The 23855-nt window shown below is 55.1% G+C and carries 13 protein-coding genes; 6 read left to right on the top strand and 7 right to left on the bottom strand.

Annotation, left to right across the window (positions count from 1 at the left end; translation table 11 throughout):
• Positions 1–119 precede the first annotated feature (119 nt).
• From WJU16_RS05585 to WJU16_RS05610, 6 genes are read right to left on the bottom strand one after another with little or no spacing between them, the layout of a single operon-like run.
• Entirely contained in the window at positions 120–3137 is a 3018-nt protein-coding gene (locus tag WJU16_RS05585) for a cellulase family glycosylhydrolase (protein ID WP_341837337.1), read from the bottom strand.
• A 23-nt stretch (positions 3138–3160) separates the two neighbouring features.
• The gene (locus WJU16_RS05590) at positions 3161–4138 is read right to left on the bottom strand and encodes a mannonate dehydratase (protein ID WP_341837338.1); all 978 of its coding nucleotides are present in this window, start codon (positions 4136–4138) and stop codon (positions 3161–3163) included.
• A 22-nt stretch (positions 4139–4160) separates the two neighbouring features.
• Positions 4161–4985, bottom strand: a complete 825-nt coding sequence (locus tag WJU16_RS05595; RefSeq protein WP_341837339.1) for an SMP-30/gluconolactonase/LRE family protein — start codon at positions 4983–4985, stop codon at positions 4161–4163.
• Entirely contained in the window at positions 4982–6481 is a 1500-nt protein-coding gene (locus WJU16_RS05600; RefSeq protein WP_341837340.1) for a M81 family metallopeptidase, read from the bottom strand. Before WJU16_RS05600 ends, WJU16_RS05595 begins: the two co-directional genes overlap by 4 nt.
• Before the next feature lie 13 nt (positions 6482–6494).
• Entirely contained in the window at positions 6495–8042 is a 1548-nt protein-coding gene (locus tag WJU16_RS05605; RefSeq protein ID WP_341837341.1) for a RagB/SusD family nutrient uptake outer membrane protein, read from the bottom strand.
• Positions 8043–8072: 30 nt separating this feature from the next.
• Complete coding sequence (locus tag WJU16_RS05610; protein ID WP_341837342.1) at positions 8073–11273, bottom strand: TonB-dependent receptor; 3201 nt, start codon at positions 11271–11273, stop codon at positions 8073–8075.
• Positions 11274–11467: 194 nt separating this feature from the next.
• On the opposite strand from WJU16_RS05610, the gene WJU16_RS05615 reads away from it, so the two are divergent.
• From WJU16_RS05615 to WJU16_RS05640, 6 genes are all read left to right on the top strand, one after another.
• Positions 11468–13117 (top strand): hypothetical protein, encoded by a 1650-nt coding sequence (locus WJU16_RS05615; protein ID WP_341837343.1) that lies wholly within the window; start codon positions 11468–11470, stop codon positions 13115–13117.
• The gene (locus WJU16_RS05620) at positions 13114–14784 is read left to right on the top strand and encodes a DEAD/DEAH box helicase (protein WP_341837344.1); all 1671 of its coding nucleotides are present in this window, start codon (positions 13114–13116) and stop codon (positions 14782–14784) included. The genes WJU16_RS05615 and WJU16_RS05620 overlap by 4 nt, the downstream gene beginning before the upstream one ends.
• Before the next feature lie 125 nt (positions 14785–14909).
• Positions 14910–17843: an insulinase family protein gene (locus WJU16_RS05625; protein WP_341837345.1), complete on the top strand. Its 2934-nt coding sequence runs from the start codon at positions 14910–14912 to the stop codon at positions 17841–17843.
• Between the two features lie 442 nt (positions 17844–18285).
• The gene (locus WJU16_RS05630; protein WP_341837346.1) at positions 18286–20421 is read left to right on the top strand and encodes a GDSL-type esterase/lipase family protein; all 2136 of its coding nucleotides are present in this window, start codon (positions 18286–18288) and stop codon (positions 20419–20421) included.
• Between the two features lie 22 nt (positions 20422–20443).
• Positions 20444–21061 carry an XRE family transcriptional regulator gene (locus WJU16_RS05635; RefSeq protein WP_341837347.1) on the top strand — a complete coding sequence of 206 codons (618 nt, stop codon included), beginning with the start codon at positions 20444–20446 and terminating at the stop codon, positions 21059–21061.
• A 157-nt stretch (positions 21062–21218) separates the two neighbouring features.
• The gene (locus WJU16_RS05640; RefSeq protein ID WP_341837348.1) at positions 21219–22283 is read left to right on the top strand and encodes an alpha-L-fucosidase; all 1065 of its coding nucleotides are present in this window, start codon (positions 21219–21221) and stop codon (positions 22281–22283) included.
• Here the strand turns inward: WJU16_RS05640 and WJU16_RS05645 are convergent.
• The gene (locus WJU16_RS05645; protein ID WP_341837349.1) at positions 22280–23806 is read right to left on the bottom strand and encodes a recombinase family protein; all 1527 of its coding nucleotides are present in this window, start codon (positions 23804–23806) and stop codon (positions 22280–22282) included. The two genes, WJU16_RS05640 and WJU16_RS05645, sit on opposite strands and share 4 nt — an antisense overlap.
• Between the last annotated feature and the right edge of the window lie 49 nt (positions 23807–23855).

Genomic DNA, 23855 nt, shown 5'->3' on the forward strand with positions numbered 1-23855 from the left:
AGTTTTAATCGTGTTTTAGTCCGCTTACCGGCGGTCCATTAAAGTTCCGCCGATAAGCGGCGGAAAAATGCGGGCGGCTGATCAAAAAGTATCAATCATTTATCCAGCCGCGGCGCATATTAAGCCAATGTCAGATGTATCATATACTTCACCAGCTGATCGTCGACCAGCAGGTCCTTTCCGTTTGCAAGCCGTTGCGTTACTTTCACCGGGGGCTTCACACCGTCGCTGATTGCCACGCCGGTAATTTTCCGGCCAAAACTGATCTTCGACGGCGCGGTGGCCATGAATTGAATTTGCTTCGCCTGCAGCAGATCCTGCCCGTCCGGCGCCGAAAGGATGATCCTGCCATGGGGTAAATTGCACAACAGTCTGCCGTTGATCCGCAATTCGCCGCCGCCTTCCATGAGCGCAACGCCTTTGCGGGTGATGTGTACCATCCCGAAATCGCTGACCGTTAACCCTGCGCCGGTTTTCCCGTATTGCAAGGCAACTGTGTGGGCAACGGGCCTGGTATCCGCGGGCTGTTCCGCCGCCAATGTAAACAACATGCCGTATTCGGTACGGCGCGCCAGCAGCTTCACCTGCTCCCCGTTTTTCACGTCCACTTTTTCGAATGCATGGCAATCCTTCCAGGCGTCGGGCCCTTCGAATACGGTTATGCCCTTGCTGCGCAGGGCGTTGAGCGCGGAGGGATTGGTAAGCGGATGGGGGCAAATGACGGCTTTCGTGCCTGCGGGTATCGCCTCCAGCGCGGATTCCTGCCAGACGCCGAACAGGGCTTTCCCGGCCCAGAGTGCAGCCAGCGTTTTTTTGACCGGCTCCATGGCCGACAGGTTGCCCGCAGGCACAATGATGTATACTTTTTCTGGCACCGAGACCCGTTGGAGCCCTTTGCCCATCAATCCCAGCCGACCCAGCGCAATCGCAGCGTCCGCAGGGAACGGCGTACCGTGATACACCGAACCGTAGCCGGTACCGCTGGGCGTGGGGCAAAGCCCTACCCCGCGCTCGAACCATGCGGAATCCAACCCGAGGTATGGCGGGAACCAGCGCGGATCGGGTTCCAGCTGCGACGCTTCCCGGAGGGGAAGCGGCCAGTAGCAGGATTCACGGGCAAACCAGCTCACGCCCCATTCGTACGACATGGCGCATGCCGCGCCGCCCGCCAACGCGTAGTGAACGGAAGCGTCGTAATACGCGAGGTTGTTCCATTTGCCGTTGCCGAACTCTTCAATGATCACCGGACGGTTGGAGCCGATGGGATCGAAATATTGTGCAGACAAACCGGCCTGTTCCGGTGGCAGGTAGTTATGCCAGGGCAGGATCGGCGCGTCCTCGTTGGCGAGATAGGTATCGCCGCCGTCCATCGTGGAGAACATGTATCCCGGCATCACCGGCTGCATGCCGCCCGCAGCGCGGATGGCGGCCGTCATTTCGTTGGACCAGCGGCGGAACAACAGGGAATCGCGCACGGTGCCTTTCTGGGCGGGGATCCCTCGCCAGGTGGCCACTTCCGCATCCATCTGCGTTTCGTCCGGATCTTTCAGGTATACTTCGTTGGCGAGGTTATAGATGATATTGCCCGCATCTTTCCATCTTGCCGCCAGCAATCCTACCAGTTCGCGTTGCAGCCCGAGGTTGCGCAGCGAGAAGCTGACGATATTGAAATCCCTTTCATGCCGGTATTCGAAATACGCGTGCGTTCCATCGGGCCTTTCGAAGCCCATATGGCGCGCCCATTGCGTAAAAATGCAGATATCCAGCACGAGCCCGTGTTCGGCCGCCAGCTGAATGGCGGCGTCCATCGCGCGCAGTACGGGCTCGTCGGTGACGGGGTCCACCCACACCCGCACGATGCGGTAACCGGCTTTGCGGATGGCGGCAAAATCCTCGGCCACTTTCAACGGATGGAAATCGCGCCAGGCCCATTCCCACCAGGAAGTGGAGGGATAATAATGCGTACCCGACCAGAAGCCCTCTTCCCCTTCCAGCACGATACTGGGGCCTTTTACGGCTAAAATGGGGGGCGTTTGCAGCGAGGGTTCCTGCACCACGAAACCGATGAATCGTTGATCGATTACTATCTGTTCGCCTTCCAGCGCGAGCAATGCGGCCTTGTCCACATCCTGGAAGATCTCGAGCCGGATGGTCCACATCCCGAGGCCCCCGGCGGGTTTGAAATCACACAACACTTCCGTGTCGCTGCCGCCGGAAGCCACCCGGCGGGTGGTGATCAGCGGCGTAAACGCAGCGGCGCCGGGGGCTTTCACGGAATAGCGGAATGTAGCCGCCACCGCCTGGGTGCCCTGGTTCTGCACGCGGGTCCGCAGTTGCACCCGCTCCCCGGGATGATATGCCGCGTAATTCGATTGATGCGCATATACCTGCAAACCACCTTTCCACCGCGCAGCCGTTTTTTGCAGCAGGGCCAGCCAACTTTTGGTGTCCAGCGCCGCCAGCGGATCGTTGAATAAGTAGAACCAGCAGTCACTGCCCCTGAACCTCCCCGCCGCCAGCGATGGCGCGTAATAGCTCATCAGCACGCCGGGGTATCCGGACAGGTTCCCGAACTGGTCGTATGCTTCGAGCACGGGCAGGAAATCGGCCCGTACTTCTTCATCAATGTTATGATTGGGCATCTCCTTCGGTGGAGCGATATAAGCCGAATGAGCCACCGCCGGTTTGAACGCGATATCCTCCAGGATCACCGGTGCGTTAGCGGCAACGCTTACAGCCATAGCGGCTTCCGACGGACGAAATCCGCCTACCGACAAAGCCGCCGGTATCCCTTCCGGCTTACCCACCCAGATCATGCCGTTGCCCGCAGCCAGTTGCTGCAGCAGCTTAGCTTCGTCCAGCTGATGCCGCGGATACGGCACGATGTTCGCCGGCAAACCGCCACCCACAGCTGTCAGGAAAGCGCTATCGGCCACCAGGTACAAAACGGATTGCCTGCCCGCATCGGTGGCCGCGCTCTTATCAAAAGCGGTATCCGTGGTTCCGGGAAGTCCGGCATCCGGCCCGGTGGCGGGCGGTTCGGCCGGCTTGTCCGGGGAACTGCCCCAACCGGCCAGGGGCGTCACCACGCCGGCCGAGCCCAGAGCCAGTAATCTCAGCGATTCTCTTCTGTTCATAGCTATTTAACCTTGATAAACATTCATGATTTCTTCTCGTATTCCGCGGCTTCCAGCAAGCCTTTCAGGTACCCCAACGCAAAGAGGCGCCCCACTTCGCCGTAACCCGGTTCGCGGTTGTTCTCACCGTCCATCGTTGGCACATGGTCGATCCGCACGGGCCCGTCGAATGCAACGGTGGTATAGGCTTTCACGGCGGCGTACATATCGGTTTGGCCATCGTCGTGGAACGTTTCGGAAAACGCATGTGCCTGGCCGCGGATGTCGCGGAAATGCACGAAGAAGATTTTCCCGGCTTTCCCCAGCTCAAGAATTTCGTGCGGGATGTCTGCCCCTGCCGCGGCGAGGCTGCCCTGGCACAGGGTAACACCGCTATTGGCGCTGGGCACCAGGTTGATGGCGCGCTTCAACGCCGCGGGGCTGGTAATGATCCGGGAAATCCCCTGGATGGGCGATACAGGGGGATCGTCCGGGTGCAGCGCCAGTTTTACGTTAGATGCTTCCGCCACGGGAATCACCCTTTCGAGAAAGTATTGCAGGTTATCCCATAACCTTTCTTCCGGCACAATGCCCGCCGGCGTAAGCGGCGCGTCTTTCATCAGCGCGTGGTTGTAACTCGTTACCAGTGCGCCTCCGCGGGTGGGTGTAGACACGGAGGTGCGGAGCCAGTTGAATCCCGCCATAAAATTGTAACAGAACACGGGAATGTCCAATGCTCCCATATTCCGGATCAGCTGCTGGCACAGGGCGATGTCTTCATCCCGCCCTTCTATACCCAGTTTCATCCGGTGCATTTGCGCATCCAGCCCGGGTTCTATCACTTCCAGCTTAAAGCCGAAATCATCAAAACGCTGCTTCATATGCAGCAGGTCCATGTACTCGTAAGAGGGCGTACCGTCTGCCTGCACCGGCAACCGGGCTACCGCATGTGTTACGCCTGCCTGTTTAGCCAGCCTCCAAAGCCGGTCGGGGTACTGTGACAGCACTTCTGCTATTTTCATTTCGTATGTATTTTACTGTTTCTTATAATTTGATACTTGATACGCCTCCGGGCCCGGGTTCTCCGTATCCGCCCGTCACGATGATTTCTCCCGGCAGCAGGCAGAGGTTGCTGGTGAGCGGGTAACCTGTCCGGATCGTATCCACTAATTTTCCGTCTTCATCCAATATCTGTACGGCCTGCATGCCGTAATGCGCTACGTACAACAATCCGTCGCGCCCCATCCTGATGCCGTCGGGCAGGTTTTGAATAATGTCTCCGGAAGGATGTTCGGGCAGCATCGCCCATTCTTCCCACTTCCCGGCTGGCTGCCCCGGCCCGCGAAGGGCGCAGGTCATGATCCGGTTGCGATAGCTTTCGGCTACAAACAGGCGTTTGCCATCCGTGCTGAGCGCGATGCCATTGGGGAAATCAAAATCGCGGCCCACGATGCGCTGCGATCCGTCTGTCCCGAAATAGCACACCTTGCCCGTTTCCCGCACGGAATCCGTGAAGTATATCCCGCCATGGGCATCCGCCGTGAGATCGTTGGGCGCACCCAACGCCTGGCCGTCGCAATGGTCCTTGATGGCATAGCCTTTAAACCCGCCGTCCCCGCCAAACCTGGCGATGCCCGCCTGCCCGCTGTCGCAGATGAGATGATCGCCATCTGGCAGGATGTACTGGCCGTTGGGGCACTTCGCGTAAGCCCAGTGAGACATCTTCCCTTCCGGGTTGATTTTGAAAATGATGCCACCGGTCAATGTGGTAAAAAACAGGTTCCCCTGTGCATCCATAACCGGGCCTTCCGTGTACCAGGGCAGTTCCGCCAGCCGTTCAACGATCGTGACCGAAATCATCTTGTTCATTTTATATCCTGTTCAAATGGGAATAATGGTTGGCGGCGATGACGGTAGGTGAACCGCGTCATATCGGCCTGTGTAACGCCGGGGGTATTCACCTGTACGATGGTGGGGCAAACCGGGCCATACGCCGCGATGGGCGCGTTCACGCCTTTGGCGACCACCGCGTTGAAGTGCTGTGGATGGATACCGAAGGCGGTGAGTTGCCGCAGGCTGAATGGCGGCACGCGTAAGGATGTCAGCATGATGACATTCCCGCCGCCGGTTTGCACTACGGCTATTTTACCCATATCGAAATTTACTTGTCCGCCGTGCCGGGGGCTGTCTTCGGAAAACTTCCCGTCTGCCGCCATGAGGAGGCGCACGGTAATGGTGAATGCCGTTGTTCCCTGCATATATCCGCCTTCCACATTGCCGGGCGAGAGGGAAAACGTTTCCCCGGGCTGATGCGCCAGGGCTTCCGCCACGGCCGCCGGGTCATAGATGCAGATAAAGCAGCTGGGCATCCTGTATGATTCCACCGCGGCCAGCAGGTAAGCGCTGTTGCCCGGGGAGCCGCCGCCTACGTTGTCGCCCATATCCAGCAACAGCACCGGTTTGGCCCAATTCCGCATCTTCGGCAGCAATGCGGCGATATCATGTTTCTCCGCCACGAAATCAGTACGATTGCTTACCAGCCTATCTTTCAATTCTTCGCCGATGCGCTTGCACAGCGGCGGGTCGTTATCGGTAATTACAATGAATGCGCTTCCCATCTCCGGCACGTCTGCATAAGGAAAACCCAGCAGAATGCTGACGGACAGCACGCCCGGTTGCCCTGCCGCTTCCCGCGCCAGGCCATACAAACTTTTGCAGGGCTCCGCGGAAGTGAATTGCTGCTCGATGCTGATGGCGACCGGCGCCTGCATGAGTTGCTGCACGGGATGGATGTTGCCTTTCAGCGTTTCCACCATCAGCGCGGCCGCCTTCTTCCCGGTATCGCGCTGGTCGATGTGCGGGTTGGTGCTGTAGGCGACCAATGCGTTGGTAGCCGCGGTCATGGCCGGGCTCACATTGGCATGGGGGTCGAGGGTGCCGATGATGGGCATATCCGCGCCCAGGCGCTGCCGCAGCTGCGTCAGCCAATGGCCGTCCATATCCATAAATTCCTCGGAAACGCCCGCGCCATGCGGCACCACGAGGCAGCCATCGACAGGCAGTATTGCTTCCAGCCCGCGCATCATTTCTTCCAGCAGCGTGTCGTATGTTTCGGCGCTGACCGTTCCGCCGGGCGTAGCTTCGGCATACATGACCGGCACCGCCTTGATGTTGTTTTCTTCCAGCACTTCCAGCATGCCGCCGATTTCGTGGAAGGCGTGGCGGTATTCCCGCGCGATAGCGTCTCCCATCAGCCAGTGGCTGTTCCTGAAATCGTCCAGCGTCGTTGGTTTCGCGATGAATGTATTGGATTCGTGGTAAATGCCCAGTATGGCCACGCGCAACTGTTTGCCGTCAAAACTCATGTCTGTATCGTTTTTATTGAGGGTAGCCGGGATTTTGCGGCTTGAGGTTCGGGTTGTTCTGCATTTCCAGCCGCGGGAGCGGGAAAAGCAGGTGCCGGGCCTGTAAAGGCTGGTTGGAATTGAGGTTGACGTGCCCCTCGAATGCGTCGAATCCCTTGTTGGTTTCGTTGTACACTTTCCGCAAGCGGATCATATCGAACCAGGTGATGCCTTCGTAACAGAGCTCATGCCAGCGCTCGCGCCACACCGCTTCGCGGAAGGACTGCTGCGTGAAGGTGCCCATGCCCGCAGTGGTCAGCTCCGCCCTGTCGCGGATTTTCTTCAGGGCATTGTATGCTGCCTGGTTGATGCCGCCACTTTCGTTTTGGGCTTCCGCGTACATCAGCAGCACCTCCGCGTAGCGGATCTGCATGAGGTTGAGGTCATCCTGCCCGGTGCCTGTTTTGCCGGATGTCCCGAAAGCTATCGTGTTGAAGTATTTGAAGATGTAAGGAGCACCCAGCTGGAAAAGGGCGCCGCTGCCGTTCATGTAATAGCTCGTATAGAAAAACCCTTCGCGGTCTTTGGCGCGGAGATCTCCCGTTTCATACGTCGCGTAAAATGAGCGGGTCGGCACGGTGGTGCCGGTCCAGCCGCCGAAAACCGTCACCGGTTTGTTATTCGGCAGCATGTGCAGCATGGGATTGGCTTCCACGTCGGCTAGGTATTGGATGCTGAAAAGCAGCTCCAGCTTATTCTCTTCGGCAACGCTGTGCAGCGCGCCGTAATTGGGGAAGAGATTGATCTGCGCGGGATTGGCTTCTGCGTAGTCGATGATTTCCCTGGACTTGTCGGCCGCCAGTTTGAAGTATGCGGCCCCCTTGTTCAGCGGTTGCCCCGCCATGGTCAGGTACACCCTTGCCAGCTGGGCCTTCACCGCAGCGAGCGATACACGCCCCGAAACGTCCATCCAGGGCAGGCCGGCGGCTTCGGCGGCCTGCAGGTCTTCCACAACCAGGTTGTACACCTCTTCCTGCGCCGTCCTTTTCGGCATAAAATCCTCCGACGACGCGGTTTGCGGCTTTGTGATGAGGGGAACATCTCCCCACAGCCGCACCGCATAAAAATAAGCCCATGCCCGCAGGAAGCGCGCTTCTCCCAGGATGCGTTTTTTCTGCGCATCGTCCATCGGGTTGATGCCCGGCACTTTTTCGATCACCTGGTTGGCCTGCGCGATCACGCGGTAGAGGCCGTTCCACCATTGCGCCACATGGAGATTATTGCCGTCATAGGAAAGGGCGTAGAGGTTATTGAGGTTTGTATTTTCGGTGGCTTCCGCGGTAGACGTTCCCGTGACCGCTTCCAGCATCTGCCAGTTGCCGGAAAAGATGGCGGCGGGGTTGCCGATAAACCGGGTTTCGGCGTACACCGCGGCGATGGCGGCTTCGGCATGTTCGGGTATTGTGTAAAAACTTTCTGATGTAAGGCTGGAAGGATTGTTTTCCTCCAGGAACTTGCTGCAGCCCGTACCCAGCAACAACGCGCCTGCCAGCAACCATTTACCTGCTATATTCGTCTTCATCGGAAAAAGCTTTAGAATTGAAGAATTTGATTACAGGGCGGCCTGAATGCCCAGCATGAAAGTGGTGGATTTGGGATAGGCGTGATACATCATCCCCTGCGAAAACACTTTCGTATTTTCTCCGCCGATCAGCCCGATCGTTTCAGGATCACCGTTCACTTCCTTACTGGTCAGCAAAAAGAAATTCTGCACCGAACCAAACACCCGCAGCCGGCTGAAACGAATGCGCTTCAACGATTCGGGCGACAGGCTATAGCCCAGCAGCAGGTTCCGGCCCCTCAGGAAAGAGCCATCCTTCAGCCAGTGCGTATCTTCATTGATCACATATCCCGCGCGGGTATCGCGGATCTCAGGGATCATGGTGTTCTGGTTGTCGGGCCGCCAGGCGTTCAACACCGATTTGTAGCTATTCGCAAGCGCCACCCGGTCTTCGCTGGAACCCGTGCTCAGTTCGAACACATCGTTGCCATACGAGTATTGCAGCTCCAGCGACAGGTCGAACCTGCGATAGCGGAAGGCGTTGGTAAACGCGCCCCAGGCTTTGGGGCTGCCGTTGCCGATGATCATCCGGTCGGCATCGTTGATGGTATAATCACCGTTGACGTCTTTATACTTGATATCGCCGGGCAAAATGGGCAAACCGCCGCGGTAGCTGACGAATTTAGCCGCTTCGGCTCTTTCCGGTTCGCTCCAGATCCCTTCCCGCACCAGGCCATAAAACGCACCAACAGGCTCACCGATTCGGATGATGTTCGTGGGGCTGATGAACACCAGGCCGCCAACGCCATATATATCCGAAGGCGTCGCCAGCGACAAAACCTTATTGCGGTTCATGGAAATGTTGAACATGCTGTTCCAGGAAAAGTCGCGCCCTTCTATGTTCACGGTATTGAGTGAAATCTCCAGCCCTTTATTTTCCATCGACCCCACATTCTTGCGGATAATCGCGTAGCCGCTCGTTTGCGGCACCGGCGCATCCAGCAGCATGTCGGTCGTTTTTCGGTAATACACGTCGGCTTCCAGCGAGATCCGTCCTTTGAACAGGCCGATCTCAATGCCCGCATCCGTTTGCGCTGTCTTCTCCCACCGCAGATCGGGGTTCGACAGCAGGCCGAGGCCCGTCCCCCCCACGCGCTGGTTATTGATGATAGCGGCATAGCCGGAGCTCAGCAGCGGCAGCGAAGTGTATGGCGGAATTTCGGAGTTGCCGGTAACGCCGTAACTGGTGCGCAGTTTCAGGTTGGATATCACAGGATGATCTTTCAGGAAATCTTCCTCGGACACACGCCAGGCAAGCGCGGCGGAGGGGAAGAAGGCGTATTTGTTGTTCTCCCCGAACTTGGAAGATCCGTCTATACGGCCCGTTACGGTCAGCAGGTATTTATCGAGATACCCATAATTGACCCTGCCGAAATAGGAATTGAACGCAAAACGCGAGCGGTTGGTGCCGTATCCGGGGCTGGTGCTGCCGGCGCCCAGGTTATTGAACTGGAAGAAGTCGCTGGAGAAATTCTGGATGCTGGCATACAAACCGAAAGCGTTGGTTTCCTGCCAGGCCACGCCCAGCATGCCGGTGAAAGCGTGCTTATTGGCGATGCGCTTGTTATAGGTGAGGTAATTTTCCAGCGACCAAAAGTTCTCCCGCCCGTTGCTGGACGAAGCGATGCCTTTCTGGCTGATCGACAGCGTGCGGCCGGTATAGGTGTTCGTACCCTGGGAAAGGATGTTCACACCCAGTACGGTCCGCATTTCCAGCCCTTTTGCGAGGCTGAGGTTGGTATAAAAGCTGCCGATGGTTGTTTGCGTGTTCAGTATGTATTTCCGGTCGTATAAATAATGGAGGGGACTGAAAGATTGTTCCGCATTGGGATAGTGGCGGTTATCGGCCCAGGTGCCGTCGGCGTATTTCACCGGCAGAAAAGGCAATGCTTCCGCGATCATGCGCATGGGCAGGTAGTCGAAATCCACGAGATTTTCTTCCTGATTGTTGTAGCTGAGGGTGCCGCCTACTTTGAGCCAGGGCTTCACCTGGTCGTCGAACGTAAAGCGGGCGGAATATCTTTTGAGGTAAGATGTTTTGATGAGCCCCTGGTCGTTGCGGTAGCCGAGAGAGGCGGCGTAGCTGCTTTTTTCGTTGCCGTTGGAAAAGCCCAGCTGATGGTTCTGGGAGATGCGGTGCTGGGTGGCTTCCTTCAGCCAGTCGGTGTTGTACAGCGGGTTGCCGTTGCCGTCGAATATCCGCGGATCGGTACGTGCCAGGGCGGGGTTGCGCCCGGTATATTTACCCGCGGCCCATCCGGCGGGGTCGTATTTCTCCATGTTTTTGTACGCGAGGTCTTCCACTGCCAGGAACTCCTTTGCGTTGAGGAACTTCGGGAAGTTGGGGCCTACGGTGGGAACGCTGTAATCGCCGTTATAAGTCACTTCTCCCCCGCCGGCCTTGCCTCTTTTGGTGGTGATGAGCACTACGCCGTTGGCGCCGCGCGCGCCGTAGATCGCGGTGGCCGATGCATCTTTCAGCACCTCGACAGCCACTACGTCATTGGGATTGATATAATCGATCGGCTGGCTGCCCACAGCCTGTGTGGAAATGGGCATCATGACGCCGTCGATCACATATAAGGGATTGTTGGAAGAGTTGATGGAACTGAAGCCGCGGATGCGCATTTCCGTTTTACCGCCGGGCCTGCCGGAATTGGCGTTCACCTGCACCCCGGCCACTTTCCCGGCCAGCGCCTGGTTCAGGGAAGAAGCGGGGCGTTCCTGTAGGCGTTCGGCCCGCACGGAGCCTACGGCGCCGGTGAGGTCCGACTTTCGCTGGGTGCCGTATCCGATCACCACTACTTCGTTGAGCGACTCCTTGCTGGTTTGCAGGACAACGTTTATCGTGGTTTGGCTTCCCACGGATACCTCCCGGGTTTCCATGCCTGAATAGCTGAAAACCAGCACCGATGCCGCGCCGGGCACCGTGATGCGAAAGGCGCCGTCTGCACCCGTTACCGCGCCTTTGCTGGTGCCTTTGATGCGGATCGTGACGCCGGGCAGGGCTTCGCCCTTTTCATCTTTTACGCTGCCGGAGACGATTATCTCGTCGGCCACCGTGGCGGGCCCTTCGGCCGGAAGGGCGATCCCCGTGGCGGGAAGGCCTGATAACAACAATAAAACACCGCAGGTGCGGAGCCATGGCCGGAATATCAGCCGGGTAAGATGCTTAACAATTGCCCCATTCATGTTGGATAAGTTGAAACGGTTCAATGATAATGGTTGCGGATACATTTCGCTGCGGCGTAACGGGCCGGAGGCGAAGCTTCCTTAGCCACCAAAGTAGAGCGAATAACGCAATCAAAATGTTCTGTACTTACCCCGATATGTAACAAGTTTAACCCATGCCATCCTCCGCCCGGAACCCATATATTTGCAGGTACATGGAATTTTCGGAACCTTTCATCATACCCGCCGCCACCATCGGCGCGCTGTCGATCCACGACCTGCTCGAACACATGGGCCAAATCCCTGAACCCGGCGCCGGGCAAGGCATCCACCCGCTTTCCCTGTCCATCGGCGAAGGCATGTTCGCCAGGCAGGACGCCCTGGGCAACGCCCCGGTAGTGAGGGTCCGGCAAACCGAAAACGCCATCCTCACCGCCTGCACCTGCGGCGGCAAAGCCGACGGCCTTTGCACGCACCAGGCGGAAGTCCTTTCCGGCATCATCGAAAAACACCAATACCGCGTTTTCTTCGACGCCCCCCTGCGCCGCAAAATCCTCCTGCGCACGGCCGAGGATTACGGACTGGAAAACGAGCCCGACTTCGACAAACACTTCCGCATCACCTACTCCGCCAACAATCTCCTCATCGCGCCCATCCAGCCGGCGCTCATCCGGATCGATGAACGCGCCCTGACCGACGAGCTGCGCCCCCTGCCCACCGCGCACCCAGCCGACAAAGAAGGCCGCATCATCCTGGTGATCGACAAGCACCGCCTGTACCAGCAACCCGCCTTCCTGTTGATGCATGCCGGCACCACGCAGGCCGGCAAGCTCAAAAGCCCGGTTGCGCAGGTAGACCTGCTGCAGCTCATCTGCGATAGCCAGGACCCCTCCGTCATCAAATTCATCGCGGCCCTGTCGTCCATCTCGCAGAAAGCCATCGATATGCACCACCCATCCGACCTGCAGGCGTTGCGGCTGATATGCGCCAATCCCATGCAGCTCGAAGTGTACCAGCACGACCGCAACGTTACGGACACGGTTTCCAGCCGGTCCTTAGTCCCCATCCGGCTACATGTCCTGAAAGCGGAGATCGTATTGAGCGTATTCCAGAAATCCCCGTTTTATGAGATCACCGGCAAACTGCTGCTCCGGGATATGGAAATACCTTTCGACAAGGTAACCCTCCGCTATCAGCAATTCGTTGTGCACCGGCAGGGGTTGTATCTGCTGGACAATCCGAACCTGACGCGGGTCATCCGGTTCTTCAAACGGAACAACGAGATGCTGTACGTCCACGAATCGAAATTTGAAAACTTCCGGCAAACGGCCCTCCGCGCGCTGGAGCACCTCGTACATATCGACTACAGTTATATCAGGCCGGCCACGCCCGCGCAACTGGCGGAAAAGAAGCGCACCTCGGAAAGGCTTGTATACATCCAGCAGCAAGGCGTATACATCGCCATTACGCCGGTGATGAAATACGGGGAGATGGAAGTACCCGTGTATTCCCTCAAACAGCTGACAGACACCGACAAAAACGGCCGGGAATTCAAAGTGAAACGTAACGCCGAAGCGGAACATGATCTCACGCAGCTCGTCATGCACCAGCACCCGGATTTCAAGGAGCAACTGGAAGAGCATGAATACTTCTATCTCCACAAAAGCAAATTCCTGGATAATGACTGGTTCCTGCACGCCTTCGAGGCCTGGCGGGCGGCGGGCGTTACCATCATGGGTTTCAACAACCTCCCAGGTATCAACCGTAGCGGGCATAAGGCGAGCATCCGCATCATGATCAACAGCGGGATCGACTGGTTCAATGCCAGCGTCCAGGTGAGTTTTGGAGGAAAAAGGCTTCATTGAAATACCTGAACAAAGCGATCCGCCATAAAAGTAAATACGTGGAACTGGGCGATGGCACCACCGGCCTCCTGCCCGCCGAATGGATCCAGCGACTGGCCAAATTCTTCCAGGCCGGGGAAATTGATGCGGAAATGCTCAAATTCCCGAAGATCAGTTTCTCGGAAGTTTCGCAACTGTTCGAAAGGGAAATGCTGGATGAGGTGGTCCAAACTGAAATCGCGCACTTCAAAAAAGCATTCGGGCCGAATGGTAAAATCGCTCCTGTTAAAAGTCCCGCCGGACTGCGGACGGAATTGCGGCCCTATCAGCAGGATGGGCTGAACTGGCTGCATCATCTCAACAAATTCAATTTCGGCGGCTGCCTGGCCGACGATATGGGATTGGGGAAAACCGTCCAGGTGATCGCCTTCATCCTTTCCCTCAAAGCCCAACAAGGCCACGCAACGCACCTGGTGGTGGCGCCTACTTCGGTTTTATTCAACTGGCAGGAAGAAATACAGCGTTTCGCCCCGGAACTGCAGGTACAACTCCACCACGGCCCCGGCCGCCTGAAAACCGCGGCGGACATGGGCCGGTATGATGTTATCCTCACCAGTTACGGCACACTGCCTTCCGACATCAGCCTCCTGAAAGCTTTCCGCTTCGATTACATCTTCCTCGACGAATCGCAGGCCATCAAAAACCCCGGATCGGAGCGGTATAAGGCGGCCCGGCTCCTCCAGGCCCGTAACCGGATTGTGATGACGGGAACGCCTGTCGAAAACAATTCGGTCGATCTGTATGGCCAGCTGTCGTTCGCCTGCCCCGGCCTGCTGGGCAGCAAGCAATATTTCAAAGAGATTTATGCCGTCCCGATCGATAAGTTCAGTTTCACGCAGCGCGCGATGGATTTGCAGCGAACCGTTAAGCCCTTCATCCTGCGCCGCACCAAAAAACAGGTGGCGCTGGAACTGCCGGAGAAAACGGAACTGACGATCTATTGCGAAATGAATGCGGAACAACGGAAGATTTACGACGCCTGCGAACAGGAGCTGCGGGATTACATCGCGGCGTCAACCGTGGAGGAAATCCATAAAAACAGCATGCACGTACTGACGGGCCTTACCCGGCTCCGCCTGATCTGCAATTCACCCGAGCTGTTGAAGGAAGGGCTTCCCGGCGGCAATTCCGTCAAATTAGAAGTGCTGACCGAACAAATCGTCCATAAGTCCCGCGAGCATAAAATCCTCGTCTTCTCCCAGTTCACCGGCATGCTGGACCTGATCCGGACGGAACTGGAAAAACTGGACATTCCCTTTGAGCTGCTGACCGGCCAAACGGTGAACCGTGGCGAAAAAGTGAACAATTTCCAGACGAACGACGCCATCCGCGTGTTCCTCATCAGCCTGAAAGCCGGCGGCGTGGGCCTGAACCTCACCGAAGCCGATTATGTCTATCTCGTGGATCCCTGGTGGAACCCGGCCGCGGAGAACCAGGCCATCGACCGCAGCCACCGCATCGGGCAGCGGAAGAACGTGATGGCTGTCCGCCTCATTTGCAGCGGCACGGTCGAGGAAAAAATAAGACGGCTTCAGGCCCGGAAACAGCAATTGGCGCAGGACCTCATCCAAACCGACGTTTCCACGTTGCAACATCTATCAAAAGCGGAACTGCTTGAAATCCTGTAAATTGAACCCGGAGGCGTCCCTGATAGCCTCCACCCATCCTTTCCTATTGCAACCAGCATAAATTCCGGCTTGCGTTTGCAACAATGTTACATATATTTGATACCATAAAACCAACCGCTCCAACCATGAAAATGAAAGTTTTACTGCTCGCCTGCGCCCTGATCGCAAGCAGCACGGTATTTTCGCAGACGCAGCCGTACCAGTGGAAAACGGCTTCTTCCGGCGGATACAATTACAAATACGTCACCAATGATCCCAGCAAGGCCCGGTTCTACACGCTGAAGAACGGGCTGACCGTGGTGCTGTCCCAGAACAACAAAAAGCCGGTGATCTACTATCGCGCCGGCGTACGCGCCGGCAGCAACACCGATCCGAAGCATGCCACGGGCCTCGCCCACTACCTGGAGCACCTGCTCTTCAAAGGCACCGACAAGTTCGGCACCATGGATTACGCGAAGGAAAAGCCCCTGCTGGATAAGATCGACGCGCTGTACGAACAGTACAACAAAACCACCGATCCGGCGAAGCGCAAGGAGATTTATGCCGAAATCGACAAAACCTCCGGCGAGGCATCCAATTACTCCATCGCCAATGAGTACGACAAGATCATGACCTCCATCGGCGGCCAATCCACCAACGCGCATACGTGGTACGAAGAAACGGTGTACAAGGAAGATTTCCCTTCCAACGCCACCGACAAATTCCTGGCCCTCCAGGCAGAGCGCTTCCGCAATCCCGTTTTCCGCCTCTTCCACACCGAGCTGGAAACGGTATATGAAGAAAAGAACCGTTCCCTCGACAACGACAATTCCAAAATGTTCGAACAAGTGCTGGCACGGCTGTTCCCCACCCACAACTACGGGCAGCAGTCTACCATCGGCGTTATCGAGCACCTGAAGAACCCTTCGCTGGTGGAGATCCGGAAATATTACAACAAATATTACGTGCCGAACAACATGATCATCGCCATGGCCGGAGACCTGAACCCCGATGAGATGATCAAAAAGATCGATGCTTCGTTCGCATACATGAAAGCCAAACCGGTAGACCTGTACAACCCTGCTGCTGAAAAACCGCTGACCAGCATCCAGCAGGTGGAAGTGCTCGGTCCCAATGCGGAAAGCGTAGGCATTTTCTACCGCGGTTTCGCGGAAAATACCCGCGAAGCAATGCTGCTCGATCTCGTTTCCAGCATCCTGTCCAACGGCAAAGCCGGCCTGCTCGACATCAACCTGAACAAGCAACAACAGGTACTGCGCAGCGATGCGGGCACCCAGCAAATGAAAGACTACGGTTTCTTCATGATGACCGCCCAGCCCAAACAAGGCCAAACGCTCGACCAGGCCCGCGATCTCCTGCTGGCGCAGCTGCAAAAAGTGAAAAACGGCGAATTCGACGAAAGCCTCATCCCGGCCATCGTCGCCAATACCAAACTGAAACTGCTGACTTCCTTCGAAGAGAATGAGTTCCGCGTGGAAGCCCTCACTAATGAGTTTATCCTCAACCGCGGCGTGAAATGGGACAAATCCCTGGCCAGCACCGACGAAATGGGTAAAGTAACCAAAGCGGAAATCACCGCATTCGCCAAACGCTTCTTCGCCGACAATTATGTAGTGGCATTTAAACGTAAAGGGGAAGATAAAAACGTGGCCAAGGTAGACAAACCGCAGATCACCCCGGTGAAAACCAACTCCGAGTTCACTTCCCCGCTGGCGAAAACGCTGATCGGCATGCCCGTGAAGCCCATCCAGCCCCGGTTCCTCGACTACAAAAAGGACCTCCAGTTCGGCAAATCCGGTATCGCCGATGTGATCACCGTGGAAAATAAAGACAACAGTCTGTTCCGCCTGACCTACCGCTTCGACCTCGGCGCCTGGAATAACCAGCTGCTGCCCTACGCCGCGCAATATCTCGCCTACCTCGGTACCGATAAATACACTTCCGAAGAGATCAGCAAGCAGTTCTACAACATCGCCTGCAGCTATAACTTCGCTGTAGCCAACGAAGAAGCGTCTATCACTGTAACCGGCCTGCAGGAAAACTACGACAAAGCCGTTTCGCTGGTAGAGCACATCTTCGCGAATTGCCAGCCGAACGACAACGCCCTCGCCGGCATGAAAAACGCGATCCTCAAAAACCGGGAGAACGCAAAACTGAATAAGGGCAATATCCTGAACGGCCTGGTGAGCTACGCCCAATACGGCGCATCCAATCCCTTCAACTACACGCTCACCAACGAACAGGTAACCGCCATCACATCTGAACAGCTGATCGACCTGCTGCACAACATCAAAAACTACCAGCATACGATTACGTATTACGGTCCGCAAACCCTGAACAGCTTCGTGGCCGGCATCAGCAAGCTGCACACCGTTCCCGCCGCCTTCACGGCGGCCGCTCCGGCGAAGCAGTTCAGCTACAGCCCCGCCACCGGTCAGGTATACTTTGCGGATTACGACATGGTGCAGGCGGAAGTGCGCTGGGTGAGAAACGCCGGTGTGTACGATCCCACGCAAACCGCGCATGTAGACCTGTTCAACGGTTATTTCGGCGGCGGCATGGGCTCCGTGGTATTCCAGACCATCCGCGAATCGAAAGCCCTGGCGTATTCCACGTACGCCGGCTTCAGTTCCCCCGACAAAAAGGATAAGCAATACATGATGATGGCTTACGTAGGCACGCAGGCCGACAAGATGAACGAGGCGCTGAACGGCATGAACGAACTGCTGACCACGCTCCCTGAGTCGTCGGAACGCTTCGCCGCTGCGAAAGACAACGCGGTAAATTCCCTCGAAACCGATCGTATCACGCAGTACGACATCATCAGCAGCTACCTTCGCAACAAAAAACTGGGCATCGACCACGACGCGCGCATCGATCTCTACAAAGGCCTGAAACCGCTGACCTTCGCGGATATCAACGCCTTCCACCAGAAGAACGTGTCGAACAAGCCTTACAATTATTGCGTTGTAGCTTCCAAAGACAAAGTAACCCAAGAAACCCTCGCGAAATACGGCGCATTTACCCCCGTAAGCCTCGAGCAGATTTTCGGGTTCTAAACCGATAGCTTCATCAAAAAAACCGGATCACGCGCAATCGTGATCCGGTTTTTTGTTTTTATGCCACCTTTCTTTGCTTTTTGCAAACGTGTTACCCCAAAACGCACTTAGTACTGTTACAGTACGGTATCCCTACTGTATCCCTACTGAGTCCCCGCTAAGCCATTACCTTGCTTCCCTGGCCATAAACGGCCAAAATGCACCATTCCGGCCCCTTTGCCTTTTCTCCCGGCGCTCCTTCCCGTACCTTCACCCTACGCTATTTTAACACAAACCTGTTTTAAATTAGCATCGCTGAAAACAAGTACTGCATAGCGTTGCATTACTTTGCAAAACATTTCCGTTTGGCAATTTTTTGCAGGATATTGTTGATGATATCCCGGCAATTGCTGCAAAAGGGATGGCTGGTTTACCACATTCACGAGATTTCAATATAGTTATCATGCATCGTTTTTTACTCGCCTTACTATTCATCGGTTCCATCTGGCAACAGGCCATTGCCCAGGCCGTCCGCATCGCCTGCGTGGGCAACAGCATCACTTACGGGTCCGGGGTATCCGACCGGGAGCATAACAGCTACCCCGCGCAGCTGCAAAACATGCTTGGGAAAGGCTATGTTGTCGGGAATTTCGGGCATAGCGGCGCTACCGCGCTGAAAGGGACCAACAACTCCTATTGGGACGCCAAAGCATATGCCGATGCCCTCGCTTTCCGGCCGGATATCGTTTTTATCAAGCTGGGCACCAACGACAGCAAGCGCAGATATACCGATGAACGCGGGCATTTTGACGCCGACTATAAAGCGCTGAACGCTTCCTTCCGGCAGCTGCCATCCAAACCCAGGGTCGTTTTGTTGTTGCCCGTTGCGTCTTTCGTGACGGACACGGTGGGTGACAATGCGATTTATCAACAGTCGATCCGGCAGCATATTACGCCCCGCATCCGGCAGATCGCGTATGAAGAAAAGCTGGACATCATCGATCTGTACCCGCTGTTCGCAGACAAACCCGATCTCTTTCCCGACAAAATCCATCCCTCATCCATCGGCGCCACGCTGATCGCCAAACGCGTGTACGAACAAATGTCCGCCAAACCCGGCGCGCCTTTCGACATATTCCCGCGGATAAAGGAACCTAAAACCTTCAGTTCTTTTCATGGGTTCGAGTGCGCAGATTTCACTTCCGGGAACCGCGCCTGCAAAGTGGTGAAACCGAAGACGGTGGCGCCCGGCCGCCCCTGGATCTGGCGCGCCCGGTTCTGGGGCCATGAACCGCAACTGGATATATCGCTGCTGGAACGAGGCTTCCACGTCGTGTATTGCGATGTGGCCGAGCTGTTCGGCAATTCCGCCGCCGTTATGGCTTGGAATAGTTTTTATAAACGGATGACCGGCGCCGGATTATCCGCAAAAGTGTCGCTGGAAGGCATGAGTCGCGGCGGCGTATACATTTACAACTGGGCGATCGCCAACCCCGGAAAGGTAGCCTGCATTTATGCAGACGCGCCCGTGCTCGACCTTAAAAGCTGGCCCGGCGGTTTCGGTAAAGGGCCCGGCAGCAAGGAAAACTGGGAAATTTTCAAAACTGATTATCAAATCACAGAAGCGCAGGCCGCCGCGTTCACCGGTTCACCGCTTGACAATGCCGCCAAAATCGCCCGCCTCGGCATTCCTTTACTGCATGTGGTGGGAGATGCGGACGAAGTGGTTCCGGTGGATGAGAACACCGGTCCTTTCGAAGTAAAAATCAAAGCTGCCGGCGGGCATATCACCGTCATCCACAAACCCGGCGTCAAGCACCATCCGCATAGCCTGCAAGACCCCTCGCCTATCACGAACTTCATCCTGTCCGCCACCGGCCTTAAAATCAACTTCGCCTCGATCGCCGCTCCGGGTGCGGAGTACAGGTCCGGCGCGGGATGGACGGAAGGCAAAGGCTGGTGGCAGCAATCCGCCAATATCAACAGCCTGCTTTCCGCCGGATCCGGGAAAGATATCGTTTTCCTGGGGAATTCCATTACACAGGGAACAGGCGGGCACAGGACCTACGTCCCCTACAAACCCGGTTTCGCCGTATTCGACAGCCTCTTCGGGCAATATAAATGGGAAAGCGCCGGGATTTCGGGAGACAAAACGCAGCATATACTTTTCCGCCTGCAACAGGGCGCCTTCGCCTCCGCGCCGCCCAAAGTAATCGTGGTGTCTATCGGCGTTAACAACCTGCCCGCAGGCGACAGCCCGCAAGAGATCGCCACGGGCATCCTGGCGATCGCGGCGTGGATAAACAAGCATATGCCCAAAACGCATTTGATCCTTTCCGGCCCCTTGCCGACAGGTTTGCAAAAAGATGCGGAACGAAGGGTGCAGTATGATGAGATCCATGCCATCCTCGCTAAAAAATCCGCCGCGCAAAAGCGGTATACTTATTTCCCGCTGACGCAGGCATTTGTGCAGGCAGACGGGAGCCTCAGCCCGGAGGACTATTCCTCCGACGGCATCCACCTTACAACAGGCGGTTACCGGAAATGGGCGCTGGCATTGCGATCGGTGGTCATGAATTTGTTAAATTCGCAGCATTAAGTTTAATACTTCCATTACGAATATGCAACAGGAACCTCAACCCGAAGCAGTCAACAGCGGCCAGCTCGTTTACCATAAAATCGGCGGTCTCATCCGCCGTTACCGGAAAGACAAGGGTTTGAAACTGCTCGATCTTTCCGGTATAACAGGCATCAAATCGGCCATGTTGTCCAAAATTGAAAACGGGCGGATGCTGCCAACGATCCCCACATTGTTTACCATCATCCAGAAACTGGGCATCAAACCGGAAACATTCTTCGCGGAGCTTAGTGCGGAAAACCATTTTCCCGGGTTCCTCCTCCTGCGGAAGGGGCAATACGCCAGTTACGTAAAAGAAGAAGGCGCGATTGGCTTCGAGTACCAGTCCATTCTTGAACATACCTTCGAAAGCGGCGCCTTCCAGCTGTCGTTGCTGACGCTCAGGCCCGGCGCACAACGCCCTGCCGTTACCACCGCCGCATACGAGATCGTATATGTGCTGCGGGGTCACCTGCAATACCAGCTGGAAGACCGGTTATTCGAATTAACCGAAGGCGACACGCTCTTTTTTGACGGCAATATTCCGCATATGCCGGTGCATACCGAAAATACAACGGTGCAATTGCTGGTGATGTACATCTTCGCCGAAATCAGCCGATAGCCATGCTTTGACACTTCGCGGCCATCACCGTTGTTTTGCCAATGACAGAATTATGCCATTTTCTACATGTATTTTGACATTTGGCGCATTAATCCGGTGAAGGTTCACCAATATCCCCTCCGTCAGCTATCTTTATTACTGTCTTTATTTGATTTGTATGAAAAAATCACTCTTCCTGTTGTGCGCTTTTGCGTCCCTGCAGGCCATCGGGCAGCAGACTTCCAACACCATCGCCGTGGCGCCGGGCGATTCGCATGAAGCCATCATCCGGAAAGCGGCGCACGTTGTGCCCACGCGGAATCAATACGCCGCGTTGCAAAATGAATTCATCGCATTCATCCATTTCGGGCCTAATACTTTTACGCGGATGGAATGGGGCAACGGGAAGGAAGATCCCGCCATCTTCGCCCTGCAAAACCTTGACACCGACCAGTGGTGCGCGGCGATGAAAGCGGCGGGCATGAAGATGGTGATCATCACCGTGAAGCACCACGACGGGTTCGTGCTCTGGCAAAGCCGGTATACAAAGCACGGTATCATGAGCACGGGCTTCCGCAATGGCAAAGGCGACATCCTCCGCAACCTATCCGCTTCGCTGAAGAAGTACGGCCTGAAGCTCGGCATATACCTTTCTCCTGCCGACCTGTTCCAGATCGAAAACGCGGAAGGGCTGTACGGCAACCTCAGCAAATACACGCAAAGGACTATCCCACGCGCCGTGGCCGGGAGGCCTTTCGCCAACAAAACCACATTTACCTTCGAGGTCGACGATTACAACGAATACTTCCTCAACCAGCTTTTCGAATTGCTGACCGAATACGGGCCCGTGCATGAAGTATGGTTCGATGGCGCACACCCCAAAACCAAAGGCGGCCAGCAGTATAATTACGCAGCCTGGAAAAAGCTCATCCACACCCTCGCGCCGAAAGCGGTGATTTTCGGGAAAGAAGACGTGCGCTGGTGCGGCAACGAAGCCGGCAGAACGCGTGCGGAAGAGTGGAACATCATTCCTTATGCCATGAATCCCGCCACTGCCACCAACTTCCCTGATCTGGAAGCCGATTCCCTTGGCCAGCGCGATAAATTGTACAGCGCAAAATTCCTGCACTACCAGCAGGCGGAAACCAATACTTCCATCCGGGAAGGCTGGTTTTACCGCGACGATACCCGGCAGAAAGTGCGCAGCGCCGACGACGTGTTCGATATCTACGAGCGCTACTAAACAGGACAAATGAAATTTATTTTCGTTTGTCCTGTTCTTTTTAGGGCTAATTCGTTGTTTATCTGAAAGATATATTTGGCAATTACATTCATTCGGGCGGTTCGATATGATTTTCCGTCAAACTCCAAACTTTCGGGAAATATTGAACCAATTACCGCTCTCTTCGTGTAAATTTCGCCCTCTCGGTACAGTTTCGGGATATTGACGATACTATGCAAAGCTCTATCCAATGTTTTGTTGATGTCGAAGCCCTTGGTGTCTGAACCGTCCTTACTCAACTGTTCTTCTAAAGTCTCGATTTTCTCCTTACATTCTTTTTTGATGTCAAGATATTCTTCATCGTCTATCGTTTCAGAAAGCAGTTTGCTACGTGCAACCGAAAGTCTTGCATTGAGCTTGTCTATTTCTTGTGCTATCCGCTTCTTCTCGATCGTTGGATCCTGCACAAATTTCTTGTAGTTGTCCAACAGCAGTTTTTTGAGAACGTTCTTTATGCCGCTGTTCAGTTCTAACTGATGTATGCCCTTTTCAAAAATATCATTAGCAACTTCAGCTTTTTGACGGAAACCACAAGCAGAAACACAATGGTAATAGTAGTAGCGGTTCGTTCTGCCTTTGGATGCACTGCCTGTCAGGTTGCGACCGCAGTCAGAACATATCAAGAAACCTCTTAAAGGCAAATTGACATCTGAAAGTATTTTGGTATTCGGACGTTCCTTTCTTTTGTTTCCACTCAATACATACTGTACTTTGTTGAAAAGTTCTTCGGATACAAGCGGCTCGTGCTGTCCCTGTACCAGATGTGCTTCTTCGTCCTGAAATTTCGCTATGAATATTTTCCCACAGTACAGAGGGTTTCGAATAGCGACGTGAAATGCACTTCGGCTTAATTTTATTGGGCTTTGTGCATTCATTTTTTGTCGTATCTGGTCAGCAGCAAGTATGCCTTTTGACACTTCGTTGAATGCCCAGCGCATTGCGGAGGCTTCGGGTTCTTTTAATGCTATATATTTTCTGCCGTCTTCTTTACTTCTGTTGATATAGCCGAAAGGAGCTTTCCCCATTAAACGTCCTTCTTTTCTTGCTCTGCGCATTCCGTAGAATGTGTTCAATGCCCTGCGGTCGTTTTCTACTTCCGGGGCTGCCAGATAAATGGCAAGCATCATTTTGTTTTCGGGAATAGATAGATCTAAAGGTTGTTCGACTGCTTGTGGTTCTATGCCTAATTTGTTAAGTGTATTGATCATCTGATAGGCATCGCCTGCATTGCGGCTGAACCTATCCCATTTGGTAAACAGGACAAGGTCAGTCTTTGAACTTTTCTTTTTAAGGTTGCTCAACAGTTTCATCCATTGGGGACGGTTAAAGGTCTTGGCGGAATGATCTTCGTATATAACCTGACCAACGGTAATCTTATTGGTCGCACAGTATCTTTTCAGACGTTCTTCCTGATCGCGTTGTGAATATCCCTTGTCTGCCTGTTCATCCGTGGAAACACGTATGTATAAGTCTGCTCTCTTCATTGCTAATCTCTTTAAATGGATAATGTGTCTTGGGGATTAGCTAATTTAC

The sequence above is a fragment of the Chitinophaga pollutisoli genome, from assembly GCF_038396755.1.
Lineage (GTDB): Bacteria > Bacteroidota > Bacteroidia > Chitinophagales > Chitinophagaceae > Chitinophaga > Chitinophaga pollutisoli.

What these genes read in the sequence shown, in the direction of transcription:
- WJU16_RS05585 (WP_341837337.1), bottom strand. Translation starts at nt 3,137, where the DNA reads ATGAACAGAAGAGAATCGCTGAGATTACTGGCTCTGGGCTCGGCCGGC.
- WJU16_RS05590 (WP_341837338.1), bottom strand. Translation starts at nt 4,138, where the DNA reads ATGAAAATAGCAGAAGTGCTGTCACAGTACCCCGACCGGCTTTGGAGG.
- WJU16_RS05595 (WP_341837339.1), bottom strand. Translation starts at nt 4,985, where the DNA reads ATGAACAAGATGATTTCGGTCACGATCGTTGAACGGCTGGCGGAACTG.
- WJU16_RS05600 (WP_341837340.1), bottom strand. Translation starts at nt 6,481, where the DNA reads ATGAGTTTTGACGGCAAACAGTTGCGCGTGGCCATACTGGGCATTTAC.
- WJU16_RS05605 (WP_341837341.1), bottom strand. Translation starts at nt 8,042, where the DNA reads ATGAAGACGAATATAGCAGGTAAATGGTTGCTGGCAGGCGCGTTGTTG.
- WJU16_RS05610 (WP_341837342.1), bottom strand. Translation starts at nt 11,273, where the DNA reads ATGAATGGGGCAATTGTTAAGCATCTTACCCGGCTGATATTCCGGCCA.
- WJU16_RS05615 (WP_341837343.1), top strand. Translation starts at nt 11,468, where the DNA reads ATGGAATTTTCGGAACCTTTCATCATACCCGCCGCCACCATCGGCGCG.
- WJU16_RS05625 (WP_341837345.1), top strand. Translation starts at nt 14,910, where the DNA reads ATGAAAATGAAAGTTTTACTGCTCGCCTGCGCCCTGATCGCAAGCAGC.
- WJU16_RS05630 (WP_341837346.1), top strand. Translation starts at nt 18,286, where the DNA reads ATGCATCGTTTTTTACTCGCCTTACTATTCATCGGTTCCATCTGGCAA.
- WJU16_RS05635 (WP_341837347.1), top strand. Translation starts at nt 20,444, where the DNA reads ATGCAACAGGAACCTCAACCCGAAGCAGTCAACAGCGGCCAGCTCGTT.
- WJU16_RS05640 (WP_341837348.1), top strand. Translation starts at nt 21,219, where the DNA reads ATGAAAAAATCACTCTTCCTGTTGTGCGCTTTTGCGTCCCTGCAGGCC.
- WJU16_RS05645 (WP_341837349.1), bottom strand. Translation starts at nt 23,806, where the DNA reads ATGAAGAGAGCAGACTTATACATACGTGTTTCCACGGATGAACAGGCA.